Source organism: Micrococcus terreus, from assembly GCF_900116905.1.
Lineage (GTDB): Bacteria > Actinomycetota > Actinomycetes > Actinomycetales > Micrococcaceae > Citricoccus > Citricoccus terreus.
This window is the reverse complement of record NZ_FPCG01000007.1, coordinates 1-19,340: the sequence shown is the minus strand read 5'-3', so window position 1 is coordinate 19,340 and position 19,340 is coordinate 1. Positions and strand designations below refer to the sequence as shown.

Here is a 19,340-nt window from a genome sequence, read left to right as displayed (position 1 = left end):
TCACGCCTTGGCCGCGTAGTACCGCCCCAGGACCTCGTCCTTGAGCTCGTAGAACGTCCCGTCCTGGATGGACGCGCGCACCCGGTCCACCAGGTTCACCGTGAACCGTTCGTTGTGGATGGACATCAGCGTGTGCGCCACCATCTCCTTGGCCTTGATCAGGTGGTGGATGTACGCCCGGGAGTAGTGCGCACACGTGTAGCAGTCACAGCCCTCCATCAGCGGGCCGAAGTCGCGCTTGTACTTGGCCCCGGGCAGGTTGAAGCGGCCGTCCCAGGTGTAGAACGCGCCGGTGCGGGCCACCCGGGTGGGGGAGACGCAGTCGAAGGTGTCGGCCCCATTCTCCACGGCGGTGAAGATGTCATCCGGTTCCGAGATGCCCAGCAGGTGCTTGGGCTTGTCCTCGGGCAGCTCCTGGCAGCACCAGCCCACGATGGTCCCCAGGTTCTCCTTCTCCAGCGCGCCCCCGATCCCGTAGCCGTCGAAGCCGTTCTCCAGGGTGCCGGACGCCGCGCTGGGAGTGGACTGGCCGTCGTCGGGAAGCCCTGCCTGGTCCACCGAGAACTCGGTGCGCATCCCCGCCAGGTCCTGGCAGGCCTTGCGGCGCAGATCCTCGTACTGGGCGCCCTGGATGACCCCGAACAGCGCCTGGTACGGCTTGCCGGCGCGCTCCTGGGTCAGCCGCGCGTGCTCGTCCAGGCAGCGCTGGGCCCACTTCCGGGTCCGCTCCAGCGCCTCCTCCTGGTAGCCGCGCGAGTTGTGCAGGGTGGTCAGCTCGTCGAAGGCGAACATGATGTCCGCGCCGAGCTGATGCTGGATCCCCACCGAGACCTCCGGGGTGAACCGGTGCCGGTCCCCGTTCAGGTGCGACGTGAACCAGACCCCGTCCTCGTCCACGTTCGCCAGGCGCTCCTTGCCCGGAGCCACGGCGTCGTCCGCACCCTGGCCCTCTGGCGCCTTCGGTCCGGACATGTCGATCACCTTCTTGAACCCCGAGCCCAGGCTCATCACCTGGAACCCACCCGAGTCCGTGAACGTGGGCCCGCGCCAGTTCATGAACGCGCCCAGCCCGCCGGCCTCGTCCAGCAGGTCCGCGCCGGGCTGCAGGTACAGGTGGTACGCGTTGGCCAGCAGTGCCTGTGCCCCCAGGGCGGACATGGCCTCCGGCAGCACCGCCTTGACCGTGGCCTGGGTGGCCACCGGGATGAACGCCGGGGTCTGGATCTGCCCGTGGGGTGTGGTGATGGTCCCGGTCCGACCCAGGCGCGGGCTCCCGTCAGGTCCGGTCAGGCGCTTCCCGACGGCGAAGCTGAAGTCCCGCGGTGAGGCGGCGGCAGGTGCCGGGCCGGGTTCGCCGAGCGTGGATCCGGGCGTCTGATCGGTCACAGTGGGGGCCGAGGGCTGTTCTGAGGGCATGGTCTCCATGGTATGTATCGGACGGGCCTGATGGTGACCGGGGCTGACCGGGCTGGCCCTGAACCTCCCCACCCCCCGTTGAACCAGAAGTCGTGGTGACCATCAGAGCTGATGCTCGCCACTGGTTCTGGATCACCAGGTGCTCGTGGGCGGGCAGCAGACGACCGATGACGACACGGTGTACAGGAAGGTGACGGAGCATGCGACTGGCTGATGTGAACCCGATCCCCTCGCTGTTCACCATCGCCCCGGCGAACCGCGACCACGAGGTCGGCGTGCGGTGTGCGGTCTCTGTGTTCGTCCCACTGATCCTGCTGCTGGTGCTGGACCGGGTGGACCTGGCGGTATTCGCCTCGTTCGGTGCGTTCACCGCCATCTACGGGCGGAACCAGCCGCATGGGCTGCGCCTCCGCTCGCAGCTGCGCGGCGGGGGACTGATGGTCGCGGTGCTGCTGGCTGGGACCCTGGTGGCCCGCGCCGGGTGGGCGGATGCCACGCGCCCCCTGGGCCCTGGTCGCCTGGGCCACCGTGGTGGCCGGCGTCTGCGCCGTGCTCGCGGCGTACTGGGACCAGCGGCCTGCGGGCTCGCTGTTCCACATCTTCGCGTTCGCCGCGGTGGCCTCCGTCCCGTATCAGCCGCCGTTGGGCCAGGCCATGCTGACGGCAGTGCTGGTGGTGGCGTTCTCGGTGTTCGTGGGGATGTCCTCCCGGGTCCTGCCGTCCCGGCGTGCGCCATTCCACTGGCCTGAACGCGAACCCCTTCCGGCGGGTCGATGGCGGCTGATCCGCCTGGAGGCCATGTGGTACGTGATCGCCGCCGGTGTGGCCGGTGTGCTGGCCACCCTGTTGGGACCGGTGCTGGGGATCGGGCACTCCTACTGGGCGATGGTGGCCGCCGTGGTGCCCCTGGTGGGCCACTCCACGCGGTACCGCGTCAACCGTGGTCTGCAGCGCATCATCGGGACGTTCCTGGGCCTCGGGGTGCTGGCCGTGGTGCTGTGGCTGGACCCGCCGCTGTGGGCCGTGGTGGTGCTGATCGCGCTGCTGCAGTTCCTGGCGGAGATGTACATCGCGCGGCAGTACGTGCTGGCGCAGATGGTGGTCACGCCGTTGGCGCTTCTCTCCACCGTGCTGGCCTCTGCAGGCGCTGCGGCAGAGGCTGGGGTGCCGGGTCTGGGTGTGGACCGGGGTGGCCTGATCTACGACCGTGCGGTGGAGACGGTGATCGGTGCTGTGGTCGGCATGGTGTGCGTGCTCTATCCCTGGGCCTGGCGCAAGTGGGTCCGCCGCTCCCCAGACCCTGCCCGCGAGCTGCCGTAGCACGCCGCTGACGCACGCAGCCCTAGCCCCCCTGTTGATCCAGAACCAGTGGTGACCTTCACTTCTGATGCCCACCATTGGTTCTGGCTCAAGGACGTGAGCCTGACTCGGCTTGTCGGAAGGCGGCCCGCAGGTCTTTCAGGAACTGCTGCTGGCCGTAGTGGGTGAAGATGGCGCCCGTGACTCGGAGTTGGATCCAGCCGTTCACCCTCATCCGGCGGTCTCGGCTGATGTCTCTGCGGAACTGGTCACGGTCGGTGCGGTGATGGTCTCCCTCGTACTCGATGCAGATCTTCAGATCCGGCCAGGCCAGGTCTGGACGGAACCAGGTCCCGTCATCCAACCGAAGCTGCGGATTGACCAGGGGCGGAGGGAACCCGGCCTCGACCACCATGAGCCGAGTGGACGTCTCGGCGGCTGAATCGACGTTCTCAACCAGCAGTGGCAACGCATCCAGTGCTGCCCGGCGTCCTCTGAAACGTCGTCGAGTGGACACCAGTCGGTGCAGGTCGTCGAGCTGCGAGAGCGGGTGCATGCCGACGTGGCGTTGCCCCGAGGGACCGTCCTGACGTTGGAGGAGACTGTCCCCTGCTGCGACGAGGTCATGGACCGTGGGAAGGGGATGGGCCAGGTCAGTCCAGGTCCAGGCCGGTGAGGTGACCCTGAGGCCCCGGTGCTCCAGGACCGGTGCCGCATCCGACAGCTCGTGGCCGATGGCGTGGGGGCTGCGGACCGTTCCTCCACGACTGCGGGTTCGGGAGAGGTGAGGCCTCGGACGCGGGCCGTTCGAGGGCAGCCACATGCCCCAGAGACGCGCCGCCGTCTCATGCGAGAACACGGCCTGGGGGTACAGCTCCTGGAGTGCTGTGAGCAGTTCGAACTCGTCCGGCACCGTGCCAGCGCGCAGCCTCAGACCCCGTCCGAGCTGATCCATGTCAGAGGCACGAGTTCGGCTGCGGGAGAGGCCCATCCGCTTCGCACGCCGCGTGCTCAGCACGGTCTGCGGCGCATCGTCGGGAAGTGGGGTGGGGCGTGAGGGCATGGCTCCACCCTGTCCCGCGTTGCGCCGTCAGGTCAGCGATGACTGAGCGGACTGTGGAGAACGAGGCACGCAGGGGCGGCTGTGCAGGAGCCGCCGGGGTGCGGGTCTCTCTTGACCCAGAAGTCGTGGTGACCATGGCCTCTGATGGTCACCACGACTTCTGGGTCAACGTGGAAGGGAGATGCTCAGCCCTGGTTCTGGGCGGCGATGCGCTGGGCCAGCTCACGCACCGCAGCGACCTCGCGGTTCACCCGGCGGTCCAGTTCCTCGTCACTCAGCGTCTCGGAGCCGCCGCGGGCCCGCAGGTACATCAGGGTGGCCAGGCGTTGGTCGCGCCAGCTGCGCTCGGTCTCCAGATCGCCCATGGCGTGGGCGCGGGCGATCTCCCGGTCGTACAGGTTCGGCTCGTTGAGCTGGCGCTGTCGGAACTCCGCGGTGAGCTTGGCCTTGAGGTGGTCCGTCTCCGCCTCATCCGGTTCGGCCAGGCGGGAGCCGAACGCACGTGCCATCTCGTCCTCGCCGCGGTGGTGGTGGATGTTCGCGGCCAGAGCCAGGGCGGACTCGATCGACTTCCAGCGGCCCATGGCACCGTCGAACGGCAGGTCCGTGAGCAGCTCGGTGGCCTGCAGAGCACCGTCGGAGTCGTCCAGGTCGGTGAACAGGTACTTGGCCAGGGTGTCGATGTCCTCCAGCTGGGACCCCGAGCGCATGTTGATCCCGCGGGAGAGCTTGGCGGCCAGTCCCAGCACCCGCTGCTCATCCGGATGCCGCTGGGCGATCTGCACGATCACGGCCTCCGGCGAACCCTCCTCCACCTCGGCCAGGTCGGTGGCGGCATCCAGCGCGGCGGCCGGCCGGGCGGTGCGCACGCGGATGGTGGAGCCATAGGCGATCCGGACCTCGCGTCCGTCCGAGAGCGTGGCCACCACCAGGGCGGGGGTGCCGAAGTCGTCCCGGGTGGTCCGCACGGACTCCACCGGGGCCGAGGGATCACCCTGCCGGGTGAGGAAGCGATCGCCTGCCTGGACCTGCGCGGCCCGGACTGACCTCAGGTAGTCTCCGCCGCCGTCGGGACGGCGCGAAGCGGACTGACGGGAAGGTGACTCTGCCATGTCTCAGCGCCCCCAGCCCACGTGGGCCAGGGCCTGGCGCACCAGGTTCCCGCGGCCGCCGATGAACTCGGACTGGATCTCTGGGCTGAGAGCCTCCTCCGGGGTCAGCCAGGTCAGCTCGAGGGCGTCCTGGCGGGGGCTGCACTCACCGGCCACCGGGACCAGGTAGGCCAGGGAGACGGCGTGCTGACGGTCATCGGTCAGCCCGGTCTCGGACGGTGCCGGGAAGTACTCGGCCACAGTGAAGGGGGTGATCGAGGGCGGCAGCTGGGGCAGGGCGAAGGGGCCGAGGTCCTTCTCCAGGTGGCGCATCAGGGCGGCGCGGATGGTCTCGCGGTACATCACGCGACCGGAGACGAAGGTGCGGCAGAAGTGGCCGTCCGTGTCCGCCACGTACAGCAGGCCGATCTCCGAGACGTACCCGAGGGCGTCCAGCCGCACGGGCAGCGCCTCCACGTAGACCATGGGCAGGCGGCGTCGGGCCTCATAGAGATCCTCTTCCGACAGCCACCCGGGATTCGGGTCAGGGGTGCGCACGCTCATGCCCTCTGTTCTACCCGAGTCCACGGACACGGTCACGCCGCCGGACCGTGGGGACGCAGAACTGGCCGGGGCAGACCCTTACTGCGCGTAGCGGCGCACGAAGTTGGACAGCACGCGCTGGGGCTGGGTGACCACGGAGGCGCGGATGGAGGCGAACAGCTGATCGGCCTCGGCGGGGTCGAAGTACCCGCGGTCCGCGTAGACCTCCAGCCGGTGCAGCAGCCCCTCCTGGTCCAGTTCGGGGTGGAACTGGGTGGCGTACATGTTCTGCCCGATCCGGAACATCTGCACCGGGCAGCTCTCTCCGCGCACCAGCACCACGGCGTGCTCGGGCAGCCGACTCACCGCCTCCTTGTGGCCCACGTAGGCATCGAACACGGGGTCCAAGCCCTCCAGCAGCGGGTCTGCAGACCCGGCCTCGGTCACGCTCACGGACACCACGCCCGCCGGTTCCCCGTAGGTGCCGTCCACGGTGGCGCCCTGATGCAGCCCCAGCGTCCCCACGCCGTAGCAGGCCCCCATGAACGGCACGTCCTGCTCCACCACCACGTCCAGCATCCGCCGCAGCTCCGCCTCCACGGCCAGCTGCAGGTCGGACTTCAGCTCGTCCGGGTCCGAGGAGTTGTAGGGGCTGCCGCACAGGATCACCCCGGAATGCTCGGCCAGCAGGGCGGACCAGTCGTACCCGGGCCGCTGGTCCGTGCCGGGATCACCCACATGCGGGGCCATTTCCTGGTCCAGCCGCAGCGCCGCCAGCTGCCCCTCCGCGAACCCGCCCAGCTCGGTGGTGGAACGCAGCTCATCGGCCGCGGCGGAGTCGTCGGAGCGGGTCTGGATCAGCAGGAAGGGGAGCACGGATCCAGCCTAATCCGGGCAGGACATGCGCAGTTCCCGACGACGGCCCCCACCTGAGCATGACGGTGCACCAGGGGTGCCCCGCAGGTCAGCGGGAGGCCAGGGCCTCCGCAGGGCGGTCCAGCCGGCCCCACACACCGCGGTGGTACTCCGGGGCCATCTGCTCGCGGTAGCGCTCGTCCTCCAGTGCCTGAGCGGCCTCCACGGGCCAGTTCGGGCGCACCAGGGCCGCCCGTCCGATCCCCACGGCGTCCGCGCGGCCCTCCTCCACCACGTCGGCGGCCATCTGCGGATCGGTGATGGATCCCACGGCGGAGATCAGCAGGGGCTGTCCGGCCACAGTGCGCAGATCGGCGGTCTCGCGCTTGACCTGCTCGGCCAGCGGCACCTGGTAGCCCGGCCCCTTCGGACCCTGATAGGTGTCCCCGATCCCGCCGGAGGACAGGTCCACCCACTGCACCCCGGCCGGCACCAGTTCGCGCACCAGGGCCACGGTGTCCTCGATGCCCCAGCTGTCCTGCAGCCAGTCCGAGCCGGAGAACCGGACGCCCACGGGCACCTCGTCCGGGACGGCGTCCACCACGGCGTCCACGATCCGCTTCAGGAACCGGGTCCGATTCTCCCAGGAGCCACCCCACCGGTCGGTGCGCCGGTTGGTCACGGGGGAGAGGAACTGGTGGATCAGGTAGCCGTGCGCGGCGTGGATCTGCACCACCTGAAACCCGGCCTCCACCGCCCGGCGTGCGGCCTCGCCCCAGGCGCCGATGAGCTTCTCCACGCCGTCATCGGTCAGCGCGCGCGTGGGTCCCAGCCCGGAGACCGGGTGGATTCCCGACGGCGACACGGTCTCCCAGCCTCCCTCACCCACGGGCAGGGGCTGGCGGGAATTGCCGGGGTGATCTGCGGGAGTGGAGGCCTTGGCGCCGGCGTGGGCGATCTGCACGGCGGCCACGGCACCCTGCCAGCGGATGAACTCGGTCACGGGCTTCCAGGCGTCCGCCTGCGCCTCGTTCCACAGGCCGGTGTCCTGGTCGGAGATCCGGCCCTCCGGGGTCACCGAGGTCGCCTCGGCCACCACCATCCCGAACCCGCCGGCGGCACGCGCACCGAGGTGGGCCAGATGCCACGGTACCGGCACGCCGTCCTTGGCGGCCACGGTGTACTGGCACATGGGCGGCAGGATCAGACGGTTGCGCAGGGTCAGGGCGCCGAGGGACACGGGATCGAAGAGCTTGGTCATGCCCGGCACAACCCCGCAGGCCCCGTGCGCTATTCCGAGCGCAGGCAGCACCGTCCGGTCCGTCCGTCTCAGCCTCTGCGACTCATCAGGTCGGCATCCGCCCTGATGAGTCGCAGAGGGTCTGACGGATCAGCGGCGGACGGCCTTCTCACCGGCTGACACCTCGAAGGGCAGCCGGTTCTCCGGCACGGGCGCTGGGCAGGTGGCGTGCGGGCTGAACGCCATGGGGTAGTTCAGGCTCCGGTTGAAGTCCGCCACGGCACTCACCGCCGGACCGCCCGGCCGCGCGCGCTCGTCCAGCTCCACGGTCAGGAACCGCCATGCCGCGGAGCTCACCCCGTTCGTGCGGTCGTGGAAGGTCACGGTGACCCGGTCATACGTCCCGTCCGCCTCCACGCCGCCAGCACTGCCGGCCAGTCGGTGCTCCACACCGTCCACCTGAAGCACCAGCTCCCCGTCCAGGGTCGCCCAGCCGCCGGTGTCCGGGCGGATGGTCCCGATCCGTCGGGTCTGCTGCCGCTCCCACGGCTCCCACCGTGCTGGCAGCCGCCACGGACCCTCGGCCGGCCACACCGGAAGGGGAGCGAACCGCTGGAGGTCGGCGCCGCCGTCGCGCACGCGAAGCATCCACCGGCCATCCCGCAGACCGGCCTCTACCAGCAGGGCGCCCCGCTCCACCCACATCACCGAGCCGTTCTCCTGGGCACCCACCCGCACCTGGCCGTCCACGGGCTCACCGCTCTCGCGCAGCACCCAGCCGTCAGCGGCAGCGGCCTCCAGCACCGCCTGACCGTCCTGGGTCCACCAGCGGCCCGGCAGGTCCTCACCGTCCACCGTCAGGGCAGCAGGCTGCTCGGCCAGCCACTGGAACCCGGTCAGGGACAGCCACCCGTGGCGCACGGCCAGACCCTCCCACCGCTGCCGCCGGAAGTCCTCCCAGGCGGCGGTCTCCTCGGCGGTGTACGGTCCGGTGCGCGGTGCGGTCTCAGGCATGCCCCCAGTCTGCCCCGATTCCTAGACTGGACCCATGCCCTCCTTCCGCGCCCGACTCCAGATCGGCGACCTGCTGCCCGGCCACACCCCTCCCGAGGTGATGGAACAGGCCGAGCTCGCCGTCGCCGCCACGCACACCGTGGAGGCCAAGGACATCGAGGTGGTGGCCCGGGTGCCGCGGATCGTGCTGCGGTTCACGGTGCCGGAGTCCACCTGGCAGGGCGAGGCCCGGGACGCGATCGGCGCCGCGCACCGGATGCGAGAGGCCGTGCAGGAGGTCGCCACCACGGGGCGGCTGGAGATCCTGCGCCGCAGCAGGGGCCGCTGGGAACCGGTCAGCTGAGCCGCTGAGTGCGGCCGATCAGGCTGTGCACAGAGGGTCCCGACGACGGCCGGTCACCTCAGGCGATCAGAAGTCCTCGACCTCGTGGCCCAGGGCGGCCCGGTGCTCGGCGTGGTTGATCCGGTACCGCCGGCTCTCGGTGGCCAGCAGGACGATGAACGCGCCCATGGCCGCCACGATCGCCACCCACACCGACTGCATGGGGCCGATCAGGCGCGTGCCCAGGATGGCGGCCAGACCCCAGGCCAGGCCCAGGGCGATGGTGATGCGGCCGCGCTCGGTCATGGTCAGCATGGCGGTGCCCCAGATGACCACCACCAGGGTCAGCACGGCCCAGAGGGACCCGGGGATCCAGAGGATGTCCACCCCGGCGCGCTGGAGCCAGGTGGAGACCACCGAGGCGGTGAAGACGATCGCCCAGCCGGTGAACAGCCCGATCATGCCGTCGGTGATGACGCGCTCGGTGCGTGTCCGCGCGGTGTAGAGGTTCAGCTGATGGACGGTGTCCACCAGCAGGTACCCGATCGCCAGCCACACGAAGACGTCGAACCAGGCCAGGCCCAGCCGGGTCAGCAGCAGCCAGAGGCCCACTCCGGCCATCGCGGCGGTGAGCCTCCAGCCGGTGGTGCGCTGCCGGTCCGCCGAGATCTGGGAGGGCAGCCACTGGTGGATCACATGGACACCCAGGGCCAGCCACAGGATGGGCCAGATCGCCAGATGCCAGCTGGCCATGGACAGCATGGAGACGTCGGAGCCGTAGCGGCCGTCTGCCAGCTCGTGCAGCATCGGGCGTTCGCCCAGCATGCCCAGGCTCCACATGCCGGCCACCACGAACCCGGCCCAGGCCAGGGTCACCGCGATCCGCCGGAGCAGGTCACCGCTGGTGGGCTCCGGGTCCGGATCGGTGGAGGGCAGGTTGTACGGGGGGATGTAGGCCCGGGGCGCAGGCTCGTGCATCGGCTCGGAGACGGGGGCTGCCAGGGCACTCTGATGCCGTTGAGTGGCGGCCTCGATCGCCTGGGCCTTCTCCACGATCCGGTCACGTCGGCGCCATTCGGGCAGGGACTCGCGGGCACGTGCCAGCAGCTCGGCGTCGGTCAGGTCCTCACCGGGCTGCTGCAGCATGGGGCGGCGGTGGGCCGGGGGGACGTGGTCGGAACCGTCCTCCTCGCGAGCGGCCTGGCGCAGGGCGGCAGTCTCGCGCTCCTGCTGACGGACCAGGGCGGCCGCCGCCTCCTCGCGCTCCATCTCCTCACGCAGGGCCTGCTCTTCGGCGCGCTGCTGCTCCAGGATCGCCTCGGCCTCACGGCGCAGCTCCTCTTCACGCGCATGTTCGGCCGCCAGGCGTTCAGCCTCACGGCGATCCGCCTCGGCCTGAGCGCGTTCCCGGGCTTCGCGGTCGGCCCGCTCCTCGGCCTCGCGCGCACGCTCGGCGGCCAGACGTTCCTTCTCCTCAGCCCGGCGGCGCTGGTTCTCCACTCGGCGTTCGCGGGCCTGTCTCAGGGCCTCGCGGGTGCGTGCCGGCGACTCATAGATCGCGTCCGAGACCTCGTCCCAGTCCGGTCCGCCCAGGGAGTCCAGCCACCGGTTCACCTGGGTGCGGGTGTCCTGCTGCTCCTCGAGCCGGGCGTGGCGCAGTCGCGTGACGGAGCTGGGCGAGCGCGTGGGCTGAGAGGCCGGGGGTGCGGGCCGGGTGGTCTGCGGGGCTGGTTCACCGGTCGGGGCTGCTTCAACGGGGGCAGAGCTGCCGGAGGGCGCGCTCGTCCGGGGCTCCGCCACCGGGTTCGCCGGTGCGGACCGTGCCTCGGCCGCCGCCTTCATGCGTTCCAGCGCGGCAGAGGAGGTGGACTGCTCGTCCGTCACTCAGGCCTCCCGGGAGCGTCGTCGTACCGCGATGATCCCCGCGATCATCAACCCTGCAAGAGTACCCAAACCCATCCCGATCAGTGCGCTGACCCAGAACGGCAGGCCTGTCGCCGAGCCCGTCAACCATCCCAGGCCCACCATGTACACCGCCCACACCAGGGAACCCACGCCGGAGAGCAACAGGAACGGCCGCCAGGGGATCCCGGCGATCCCGGCCGCGGCCATGGACGCCGTCCGACCCCCGGAGACGAAGCGCAGCACGAACAGCAGGGCGTAGCTCGGGGCGGGTCCGGCCTTGTCCAGCAGGCGCAGGATCCCGCGGTGGATCCGCTGGCCCCAGGAGGCGCGGTCCAGCAGTCCGGTCAGCCGGTGCCGGAACAGGGCGTAGAGACCCACATCCCCGGCCCAGCAGCCCAGCCAGGCCGCCAGCACCGACGGCACCAGCCCGAGGGACCCGTTCAGCGCCAGCGCCCCGGAGCCGATCACGAACAGCTCGCTGGGCACCGGCGGGATGGGCGCATCCAGGGCCACCAGCAGGGCGGTCAGGGCGTGGAACCACCAGCCCAGGGACTCGACCCACGCCGGGTCCAGCGACTCACCGCTCACCGAGGCCGCTCCTGCAGCTCCAGTCCAGAGGTGAACTCCCGTTCCTGACCACTCAGCGGGTCCGTGAACCCGATCGAGCGGGCCAGCAGTTGCAACGGCCGAGAGTGGTCATCCGGCGCCACATCCTGCAGGACGGGATAGAACGGATCGCCCAGGATCCCCAGTCCCAGCGCGGCCAGGTGGACGCGCAGCTGGTGGGTCTTGCCGGTGCGGGGGAAGAGCCTGACATGCCCGACGGCGGCCCCCTCCCAGGTGCCCGCGGAGACACCCGCTCGGATCAGTTCCATCCGGGTCTCGGCGTTCGCCCCCACCGGCGGCCGGTTCGTCTTCCGTCCGGAACGGGCCGCTCCGCCGGGGGAGCGGCCGGAGTCCTGCGCGGAGTACTCCATGACCTGGGCGGTCAGCACGCCCTTGGTCTTCTCCATCCTGTTGCGGAAGACCAGGGGGAACCGTGCCAGCGCCGGGTGCGTGGCGTCGTCGGGACGCTCCTGACCGTGGGGGGACGGGGCCTGCGGGACCGCGCAGACCGCCTCATAGACCTTGTGGATGTGGCGGCGTTCGAACATCACCTGGTAGGCCCCGCGAGTCTCGGTGTTGGTGGAGAAGAGCAGCACGCCGGCGGTGGCCCGGTCCAGGCGGTGGATGGTCACCAGGTGGTCCAGGCCGAGCTCGTTGCGCAGCCGGACCAGGGCGGACTGCTGGATGAACCGGCCGCCGGGGGTGGTGGGCAGGAAGTGCGGCTTGTCCACGGCCAGCAGGTGCTCGTCCTGGTGCAGGATGGTCAGCTCACCCGGGATGGGGTCCTCGTGCGGGACCTCACGGTAGTACCAGAGGAACTCGTGGACGCCCAGCGGCGTGGTCTCGGTGAGGGCGGTGCCGTCAGCGGCACGGACCTCCCCGGTGCGGAAGCGGCGGCGGATGCCCTCCGGGTCCACGTGCCCGAACCGGTGCAGCACGTAGTCCAGTGCGGTGTCCCAGCCGGTGTCCGGCAGGCGCAGCCGGGTGGCATTGACCCCGTTGCGCACGGGCAGCGGGGACGTCAGGGGCACGGCCCCATTGTGGCAGACCGGAATGACGGACAGGGCGGGCGAGGGATGTCCCAGCGTCCGGAGGCGCTCTGCAGGACGGATGCGTTCTTCGCGTGAAGATCGCCTCTGCCGGTCAGCGATGCGTACAAGAACTGTAGGTAGAGGTTCCGCGCCGCGGTGAGGCGCCGAGGGACTCAACTCAGTCCAAGACACCGGGGTGGACGGCCTGTCAGTGTAAGAATGGCCGGAACAGACCACCCCGCCGTGCTCCGAAAGGCCCCGCCGCCATGCCCTCTCCCCAGAACCTCTCGAACTTCGTGTGGGGGATCGCGGATCAGCTGCGTGGCGTGTTCAAGCCGAACCAATACGGCACCCTCGTCCTGCCCATGACGATCCTGCGCCGTATGGAGGCGGTCATGGACCCGCACCGGGAGTTCTTCGCGGAGCTGGCGGCCAAGGGTCATCCGGACTTCGTCCTGGACAACCTGGTGGAGTCCCGCACGGGCCTGACGTTCTACAACCTCAGCCCCTTCACCCTGGACCGCATCCTGCAGGAGCCGGACCTGCTCCGCACGAACCTGCTGGCCTACGTGGACGGGTTCTCCCAGAACGTGGCGGACCTGTTCACCTATTACGAATTCGACAAGACGGTCGCCAAGCTGGACGAGCACGACCGCCTCTTCCTGGTCCTGCAGCAGTTCGCCTCCATCGATCTCTCCCCGGAGACCGTGTCCAACGCGGAGATGGGGACCCTCTTCGAGGACCTGATCCGCCGCTTCGCCGCCGCCTCCAATGAGACCGCCGGTGAGCACTTCACCCCGCGCGACGCGGTGAAGCTCCTCGTGGACCTGCTCACGGCCAACGACGACGACGTCCTCACCGGCTACCCGGTCCGCACCGTCTATGACCCCACGGCCGGCACCGGCGGCATGCTGTCCCTGTTGGACGAGCGGCTGCGCCGCATGAACCCGAACGCGGAGGTTCGCCTGTTCGGGCAGGAGCTCAACGACCAGTCCTACGCCATCTGCAAGTCCGAGCTGCTCGGCAAGGGTCAGGACGCGGACGGCATCGCCCGCGGGGACACCCTCAAGAATGACGCCCACCTGACTGAACGCTTCGACTACGTCCTCTCCAATCCGCCCTATGGCGGCGACTGGAAGGCCTCCCGCACCGCGGTGGAGAAGGAGATCGCCGCCGGTGGCGCCACGAACCGCTTCCCGGGCGGCACCCCCGCCATCAGCGATGGCCAGATGCTGTTCCTCCAGCTCGTGGCCTCGAAGCTCCGTCCGGTCTCGGAGGGTGGCGGTCGGGCCGGCATCGTCTTGAACGGCTCCCCGCTGTTCACGGGCGGGGCGGGCTCGGGCCCGTCCGAGATCCGCCGCTGGCTGTTGGAGTCGGACCTGGTGGACGCGATCGTCGCGCTGCCCACGGACATGTTCTACAACACCGGCATCGCCACCTACGTGTGGGTGCTGGACAACAACAAGCCGGCAGACCGCCGCGGCAAAGTGCAGCTGATCGACGCCCGCACGTTCTTCACCAAGCTGCGCCGCAACGTGGGCTCGAAGAACAAGGAGCTGTCCAAGGCGGACCGCCAGCGTGTGCTGGACATCTACCGAGACTTCGACGCCCAGTCCGAGGCCAACGCCGAATTCTCCAAGGTCCTCACCGCGCAGGACTTCGGCTACCGGGAGATCACCGTGGAGCGCCCGCTGCAGCTGCGCTTCGAGGTGGAGGACGCCACCATCGCGGCGGCGCTCGCCACCAAGCCGGTGGACAAGCTTCCCGACGACGGCCGCTCGGCTCTCGAAACCGCCCTCGCCTCCCTGCGTGGCCGGGACTGGAACCACCAGCCCACCTTCGTGATCGACCTGAAGAAGGCGCTGAAGGAGCACGGCGTGACCGCCGGCGCCCCGCTGGTGAAGGCCCTGACCGGGGCGATCGGTGTGCACGACCCCGAGGCGGAGGTCGTGAAGAACGGGAAGGGCGAGCCGGAGCCGGACACCTCGCTGCGCGACACCGAACTCGTGCCCTTCGGCCGGGACATCCACGAGTACTTCGAGGCCGAGGTCGTCCCCCACGTGCCCGGCGCCTGGATCGACGAGTCCAAGACGAAGATCGGCTACGAGATCCCCTTCACCCGACTGTTCTATAGGTACGTGCCGCCACGTCCGCTCGAGGAAATCGACGCCGAGCTCAAGCAGCTCACCGCCGAGATCATCCAGCTGTTGCAGGAGGTGGAGCGGTGAGTACGCGATCTGAACCTGAAAAAACGCCGCGTGTACATCTCGGGTACGTAAGCAAAGTGCCCATAGCGAACGGCCTAGGTGAAGCAGCCCAGGGGCTCGACGAAGGATCGGTTCGTTACGTTCGGACGACAGACATCAGCGGCTTGTTTACTCTCGACGAGTCGAAAGCTATGGGGCTTCCTGCTGAGATCGCGAGTGCAGCCATGGCTTCAACTGGTGACCTGCTCATGACTGCTGCAGGTTCGCTTGGCACCAGCTATCTAGTCCCTGCTGGCCAAGAGATCTGCTTTGCCGGTTATCTCGTCAGGTTCCGGCCAGACACCACGAAAGTCCACCCGCGTTACGTGGCTTGGTGGACGCAATCGCGCGACCACCTCGATCAATTGGAGCTGGGGGCAGTCCGCTCCACCATCGACAATTTCAGCGCGAGCAAGTTCCGTCGAATGTCGATTCCGGTGCCTGCGTTCGCAAAGCAGCAACGAATCGCGGACTACCTCGACCGCGAGACCGCCACGATCGACGCCCTGATCGAGAAACAACGGCATCTCATCGCGGGACTGCGAGAGCGCATGGAGGCGTCGTGGCGGAAAATCTACGCCACAGTTCTTGAGACGGTGCCTCCATTGCCGCTGAAGCGTCATGTCTATGCCATCTCGGACGGCCCGTTTGGCTCTGCGCTTACTTCTGCCCACTACACCGATGGGGGCGTGCGCGTCATCCGTCTGGGCAATATCGGAGCTGGCGTTTTTAAAAACGAGGACGAAGCTTATATCTCCCCGGAGTATGGCGAGCGGCTGAAGCGGTACTCGGTCCGCCCTGGCGACCTCGTCATGGCTGGGCTCGGGGACTCTAGCGTCCCACTCGGTCGAACCGCCGTAGTCCCAGACGGGCTTGGTCCGGCGATCAATAAGGCGGACTGCTTCCGCTTGCGACTTCGGCCGGGAGCGGATCCCCGCTACATGGTGATCGCGCTGAACGCTCCGCAGACTCGTGAGATGGTGCTCCAGCTGGCGCACGGATCGACGCGCCAACGCATGAATACGACGGTTGCCGCGCAGCTGCCGATCGCGGTGCCCGCCCCCGACGTTCGAGCCAACATCGTCCTGCGCTGGGAACGTGAGACCGCGAAGATCGACGCGCTCATCGCCAAGGCCGAACGCTTCATCGAGCTCGCCCAGGAGCGTCGTGCCGCGCTCATCACCGCCGCCGTCACCGGCCAGATCGAGATCCCCACGGAGGACTGACCGCCATGGCCATCCACAACGAGAGCGAGCTCGAGACCTACATCTGCGAGTACCTGGAGCAGCACGGCTGGCTCTACTCGGCCAACGATGACGGTTACGACCGCAAGAACGCGATCTTCCCCGAGGACGTCCACGCCTGGCTGGCCGAGAACCAGCCGGAGGACTACGGGCGCATCGTGAAGGCGGATGCCCCGGCCTCTGCCCAGCAGGCGCAGCGGGACCAGATCACCACCCGTCTGATCGACGTACTGAACAAGCCGCAGGACACCGGCGTCGGCGGCACGCTCAACGTGCTTCGCAAGGGCTTCAAGGTCGGCACCTCCGCCACCCTGCGCATGGCCGAGCCGCGGCCGGCCACGAACCTGAACCCGGCCGCCGTCGCCTCCTACGAGCGCATGCGGCTGCGCGTGATGCGTCAGGTGCACTTCAACCCGGCCACCAACCAGTCCGTGGACCTGGTGCTGTTCGTCAACGGCCTGCCCGTGGCGACGATCGAGCTGAAGACCGACTCCACCCAGTCCATCGGCCACGCGAAGAAGCAGTACCGCGAGCGCAACCCGAAGGCCACGCCGCTGTTCGGCTTCGGCACCCGCGCCGTGGTCCACTTCGCCGTCTCCAACCGCGAGGTCTGGATGACCACCAAGCTGGCCGGGAAGGACACCTTCTTCCTGCCGTTCAACCAGGGCGACAACGGCCGTGCCGGCAACCCGCTCAACCCGAACGGCGGTTCCTCCACGGCCTACCTGTGGGAACGGATCCTGCAGCGGGACACCTGGCTCGAGATCCTCCAAAAGTTCGTCTTCCTCAAGAAAGAGACCGTGGAGGACGAACATGGCCGCTCGCGCCGGAAGTCCACGCTGATCTTCCCGCGCTTCCACCAGTGGGAGGCCGTCACCACGATGCTCGCCGCCGTCCGCGAAGAGGGCGCCGGGCAGTCCTACCTGATCGAACACTCCGCGGGCTCCGGCAAGACCAACACCATCGCCTGGACCGCCCACCGGCTGCTCTCCACCTACGGGGCGGACGAGCAGCGGGTGTTCGACTCGGTCATCGTGGTCACCGACCGCACCGTGTTGGACGACCAGCTTCAGGAGGCCGTCCGGCAGATCGAGCGGACCTCCGGCACCGTGGTGGCCGTGGACCGCAAGAACCTCGGGGGAGAGGCCACCAGCAAGTCCGCCCTGGTGAAGCAGACGCTGCTGCAGGGCAACCGGATCATCGTGGTGACACTGCAGACCTTCCCCGCCGTGCTCGAGCTCCTCAAAGGTGACTCGACGCTCGCCGGCCGCACCTACGCGGTGATCGCGGACGAGGCGCACTCCTCCCAGACCGGCTCCGCCGCAGCCAAGCTCAAGCGTGTGCTCACCCCGGACGAGCAGGCCGACCTCGCCGACGGGGGAGAAGTGGACACCGAGTCCATCCTCGCCGCCGAGGTCGCCGCCACGGGGCGCCCGGAGAACATCAGCTTCTTCGCCTTCACCGCCACCCCGAAGGACAAGACCCTGCAGATGTTCGGCCGCCCCTCCGGCGAGTACGACGAGAAGGGCCAGGAGATCCCGGCATCCTTCCACCGGTACACCATGCAGCAGGCCATCGAGGAGGAGTTCATCCTCGACGTGCTGAAGAACTTCACCAACTATGACACCGCCTTCAAGCTGGCCCTGGCCGGACAGAAGGGCGAGTTCCGTCCGGAAGGCGACCGGGCCGCCGTCGGGAAGCTGACCACCGAAGTGGACCAGACCGAGGCGAGCAAGAAGCTTATGCGGTGGGTCAAGCTGCACCCGACGAACATCGCGCAGAAGGTCAAGATCATCGTGGAGCACTTCCGCGCCAACGTGGCCGGACTGCTCGACGGGCAGGCCAAGGCCATGGTGGTCACCGACTCCCGCGCCGCCGCCGTCCGGTACAAGCGCCAGATGGACCAGTACATCCAGGACATGGGGTACACGGACGTGGGCACGCTGGTGGCGTTCTCCGGTGAGATCACCGACGACGAGTTCGGGCTCGAGAAGGTCACCGAGCGGTCCATGAACCCGTCCGTGACCGGCGACCTGGCGAAGGCGTTCGACGGGGACGGCTACCAGGTGATGATCGTGGCCAACAAGTACCAGACCGGCTTCGACCAGCCGAAGCTCTGCGCCCTGTACGTGGACAAAAAGCTCTCCGGCGTGCTGGCCGTGCAGACGCTGTCCCGGCTGAACCGTGCGGCGCCCGGCAAAGACACCACCTACGTGCTGGACTTCGTGAACACCGAAGACGACATCCAGGCCGCCTTCGAGCCGTACTACGCCGGCGCGAAGCTGGAGACGGTGACGGACCCGAACCTGATCCATGACCTGGGGACGAAGCTCGACGCCGCGGGCCTGTACGACTGGGACGAGGTCGACGCGTTCGCCGACGTGTGGGTGGCATGGAAGCCGGGGAGCGGGCAGGAGGGCCTGCAGGCCGCGCTGGAGCCCGTGGCCTACCGGTTCCGCAAGGAGCTGGCGCATGCGCGGATGAACCAGGACGAGACGCGCGTGACTGAGCTCGTGCTGGTGCGCAAGGACATGCGGTCCTTCGTCAGCCTCTACGACTTCCTCTCCCAGATCTACGAGTTCGGGGACACCGAGCACTACAAGCGGGCGCTGTTCCTGCGGCACCTGGTGCAGCTCGTGGGCGATCAGCCCGGCGGTGAGGAGCTGATTGACCTGAGTGATGTGCAGCTGGTGAGCATTCGGCAGAAGAAGACGTCCTCGGGGGACATCGGGCTGACCGGTGGGGCCGCGCTGAAGGGGACGACCGCTGTGGGTGGCGGGCAGGTGCGGGAGAAGCAGCGCGGTCCGTTGGAGGAAGTGATCGAGAAGATCAACGAGATCTTCGCCGGTGAAGGCGTGGACGCCTCCCCGTCCCAGCAGGAGGCGTGGGTCAGTGCCCTCGTGGCGCCGCTCATGGAGGACGAGAAGCTGCTGGGCCAGGCCGGAGCGAACTCGCTGGAGCAGTTCCTGGCCAGCCCCAACCTGGAACGGTCCGCCATGGGCGCCGTGTACGCGAACGAGGACGCCTTCGCGAAGATGACGGACATCGTGGGGCGCGGCGGGGACCCGTCGAAGATGATCGTCGCGGCGATCGGCGAGTACCTGTACTGGAAGGTGCGCGGTGGCGGGGCGGCCACCGGTGGCACCGTGGACGAGGCTCTGGGCGAGGCCGACTACGCGGAAGGGTCCGTGGCGGTGGAGTACGACGGCGAGAACTCGTCACCGTGGAACACGGGCGCAGTGAGGGAGCAGGAGCGGCAGGCTTGAGGGCTTGGCAAAACTCGCAAAACTAGCAAAGACGGCGCAACAGGTGCCCCCCACGTGGTGCGACTACGTGGGTTCGCCCACGACCAGAGCAGGTCAACTAGGGCGTGTCTCCCTTATCGGTGATGAGGCTCGGGGCAGGCTGGTCGGGTGAGGTCAACGGGATCGCGGTATCGGGTGTTCACGGACGAGCAGTGGGATC

15 protein-coding genes are annotated in these 19,340 nt (G+C 68.8%); 5 read left to right on the top strand and 10 right to left on the bottom strand.

The features are described from left to right. The gene (locus BM355_RS09105; protein ID WP_091697578.1) at positions 1-1,416 is read right to left on the bottom strand and encodes a tRNA guanosine(34) transglycosylase Tgt; all 1,416 of its coding nucleotides are present in this window, start codon (positions 1,414-1,416) and stop codon (positions 1-3) included. A 489-nt stretch (positions 1,417-1,905) separates the two neighbouring features. Between BM355_RS09105 and BM355_RS09100 the strand changes: the two genes are divergently transcribed. Then, entirely contained in the window at positions 1,906-2,736 is an 831-nt protein-coding gene (locus BM355_RS09100) for an FUSC family protein (RefSeq protein ID WP_342715255.1), read from the top strand. Positions 2,737-2,824: 88 nt separating this feature from the next. Here BM355_RS09100 and BM355_RS09095 read toward each other — a convergent pair whose 3' ends face one another. The 6 genes from BM355_RS09095 to BM355_RS09070 all read right to left on the bottom strand — a co-directional run bounded on the left by BM355_RS09095 (position 2,825) and on the right by BM355_RS09070 (position 8,521). Further along, positions 2,825-3,778: a hypothetical protein gene (locus tag BM355_RS09095; protein WP_091697575.1), complete on the bottom strand. Its 954-nt coding sequence runs from the start codon at positions 3,776-3,778 to the stop codon at positions 2,825-2,827. Positions 3,779-3,963: 185 nt separating this feature from the next. Further along, complete coding sequence (locus BM355_RS09090) at positions 3,964-4,890, bottom strand: DUF6707 family protein (RefSeq protein ID WP_091697574.1); 927 nt, start codon at positions 4,888-4,890, stop codon at positions 3,964-3,966. A gap of 3 nt (positions 4,891-4,893) precedes the next feature. Beyond that, positions 4,894-5,433 carry an NUDIX hydrolase family protein gene (locus tag BM355_RS09085; protein ID WP_091697571.1) on the bottom strand — a complete coding sequence of 180 codons (540 nt, stop codon included), beginning with the start codon at positions 5,431-5,433 and terminating at the stop codon, positions 4,894-4,896. A 78-nt stretch (positions 5,434-5,511) separates the two neighbouring features. Beyond that, positions 5,512-6,288, bottom strand: coding sequence for a glutamine amidotransferase (locus tag BM355_RS09080; RefSeq protein WP_091697569.1), 777 nt, complete (start codon positions 6,286-6,288; stop codon positions 5,512-5,514). An 88-nt stretch (positions 6,289-6,376) separates the two neighbouring features. Then, positions 6,377-7,528 carry an NADH:flavin oxidoreductase/NADH oxidase gene (locus BM355_RS09075; RefSeq protein WP_091697566.1) on the bottom strand — a complete coding sequence of 384 codons (1,152 nt, stop codon included), beginning with the start codon at positions 7,526-7,528 and terminating at the stop codon, positions 6,377-6,379. 129 nt (positions 7,529-7,657) lie between these two features. Further along, positions 7,658-8,521, bottom strand: coding sequence for a DUF1684 domain-containing protein (locus BM355_RS09070; RefSeq protein WP_091697563.1), 864 nt, complete (start codon positions 8,519-8,521; stop codon positions 7,658-7,660). 34 nt (positions 8,522-8,555) lie between these two features. On the opposite strand from BM355_RS09070, the gene BM355_RS09065 reads away from it, so the two are divergent. Beyond that, positions 8,556-8,864: a hypothetical protein gene (locus BM355_RS09065; RefSeq protein ID WP_091697561.1), complete on the top strand. Its 309-nt coding sequence runs from the start codon at positions 8,556-8,558 to the stop codon at positions 8,862-8,864. A gap of 66 nt (positions 8,865-8,930) precedes the next feature. Here the strand turns inward: BM355_RS09065 and BM355_RS09060 are convergent, their stop codons facing one another. From BM355_RS09060 to BM355_RS09050, 3 genes are read right to left on the bottom strand one after another with little or no spacing between them, the layout of a single operon-like run. Continuing rightward, the gene (locus BM355_RS09060; protein ID WP_091697559.1) at positions 8,931-10,727 is read right to left on the bottom strand and encodes a hypothetical protein; all 1,797 of its coding nucleotides are present in this window, start codon (positions 10,725-10,727) and stop codon (positions 8,931-8,933) included. Next, complete coding sequence (locus BM355_RS09055; protein ID WP_091697556.1) at positions 10,728-11,336, bottom strand: DedA family protein; 609 nt, start codon at positions 11,334-11,336, stop codon at positions 10,728-10,730. Continuing rightward, positions 11,333-12,385, bottom strand: coding sequence for a pseudouridine synthase (locus BM355_RS09050; RefSeq protein ID WP_091697553.1), 1,053 nt, complete (start codon positions 12,383-12,385; stop codon positions 11,333-11,335). Before BM355_RS09050 ends, BM355_RS09055 begins: the two co-directional genes overlap by 4 nt. Before the next feature lie 266 nt (positions 12,386-12,651). Between BM355_RS09050 and BM355_RS09045 the strand changes: the two genes are divergently transcribed. The 3 genes from BM355_RS09045 to BM355_RS09035 are packed head-to-tail and all read left to right on the top strand — an operon-like array spanning position 12,652 to position 19,141. Next, positions 12,652-14,613: a type I restriction-modification system subunit M gene (locus BM355_RS09045; protein ID WP_091697551.1), complete on the top strand. Its 1,962-nt coding sequence runs from the start codon at positions 12,652-12,654 to the stop codon at positions 14,611-14,613. After that, entirely contained in the window at positions 14,610-15,857 is a 1,248-nt protein-coding gene (locus BM355_RS09040; protein ID WP_143109464.1) for a restriction endonuclease subunit S, read from the top strand. Before BM355_RS09045 ends, BM355_RS09040 begins: the two co-directional genes overlap by 4 nt. 5 nt (positions 15,858-15,862) lie before the next feature. Beyond that, entirely contained in the window at positions 15,863-19,141 is a 3,279-nt protein-coding gene (locus tag BM355_RS09035) for a type I restriction endonuclease subunit R (RefSeq protein WP_245760705.1), read from the top strand. The last annotated feature ends 199 nt before the right edge of the window (positions 19,142-19,340 follow it).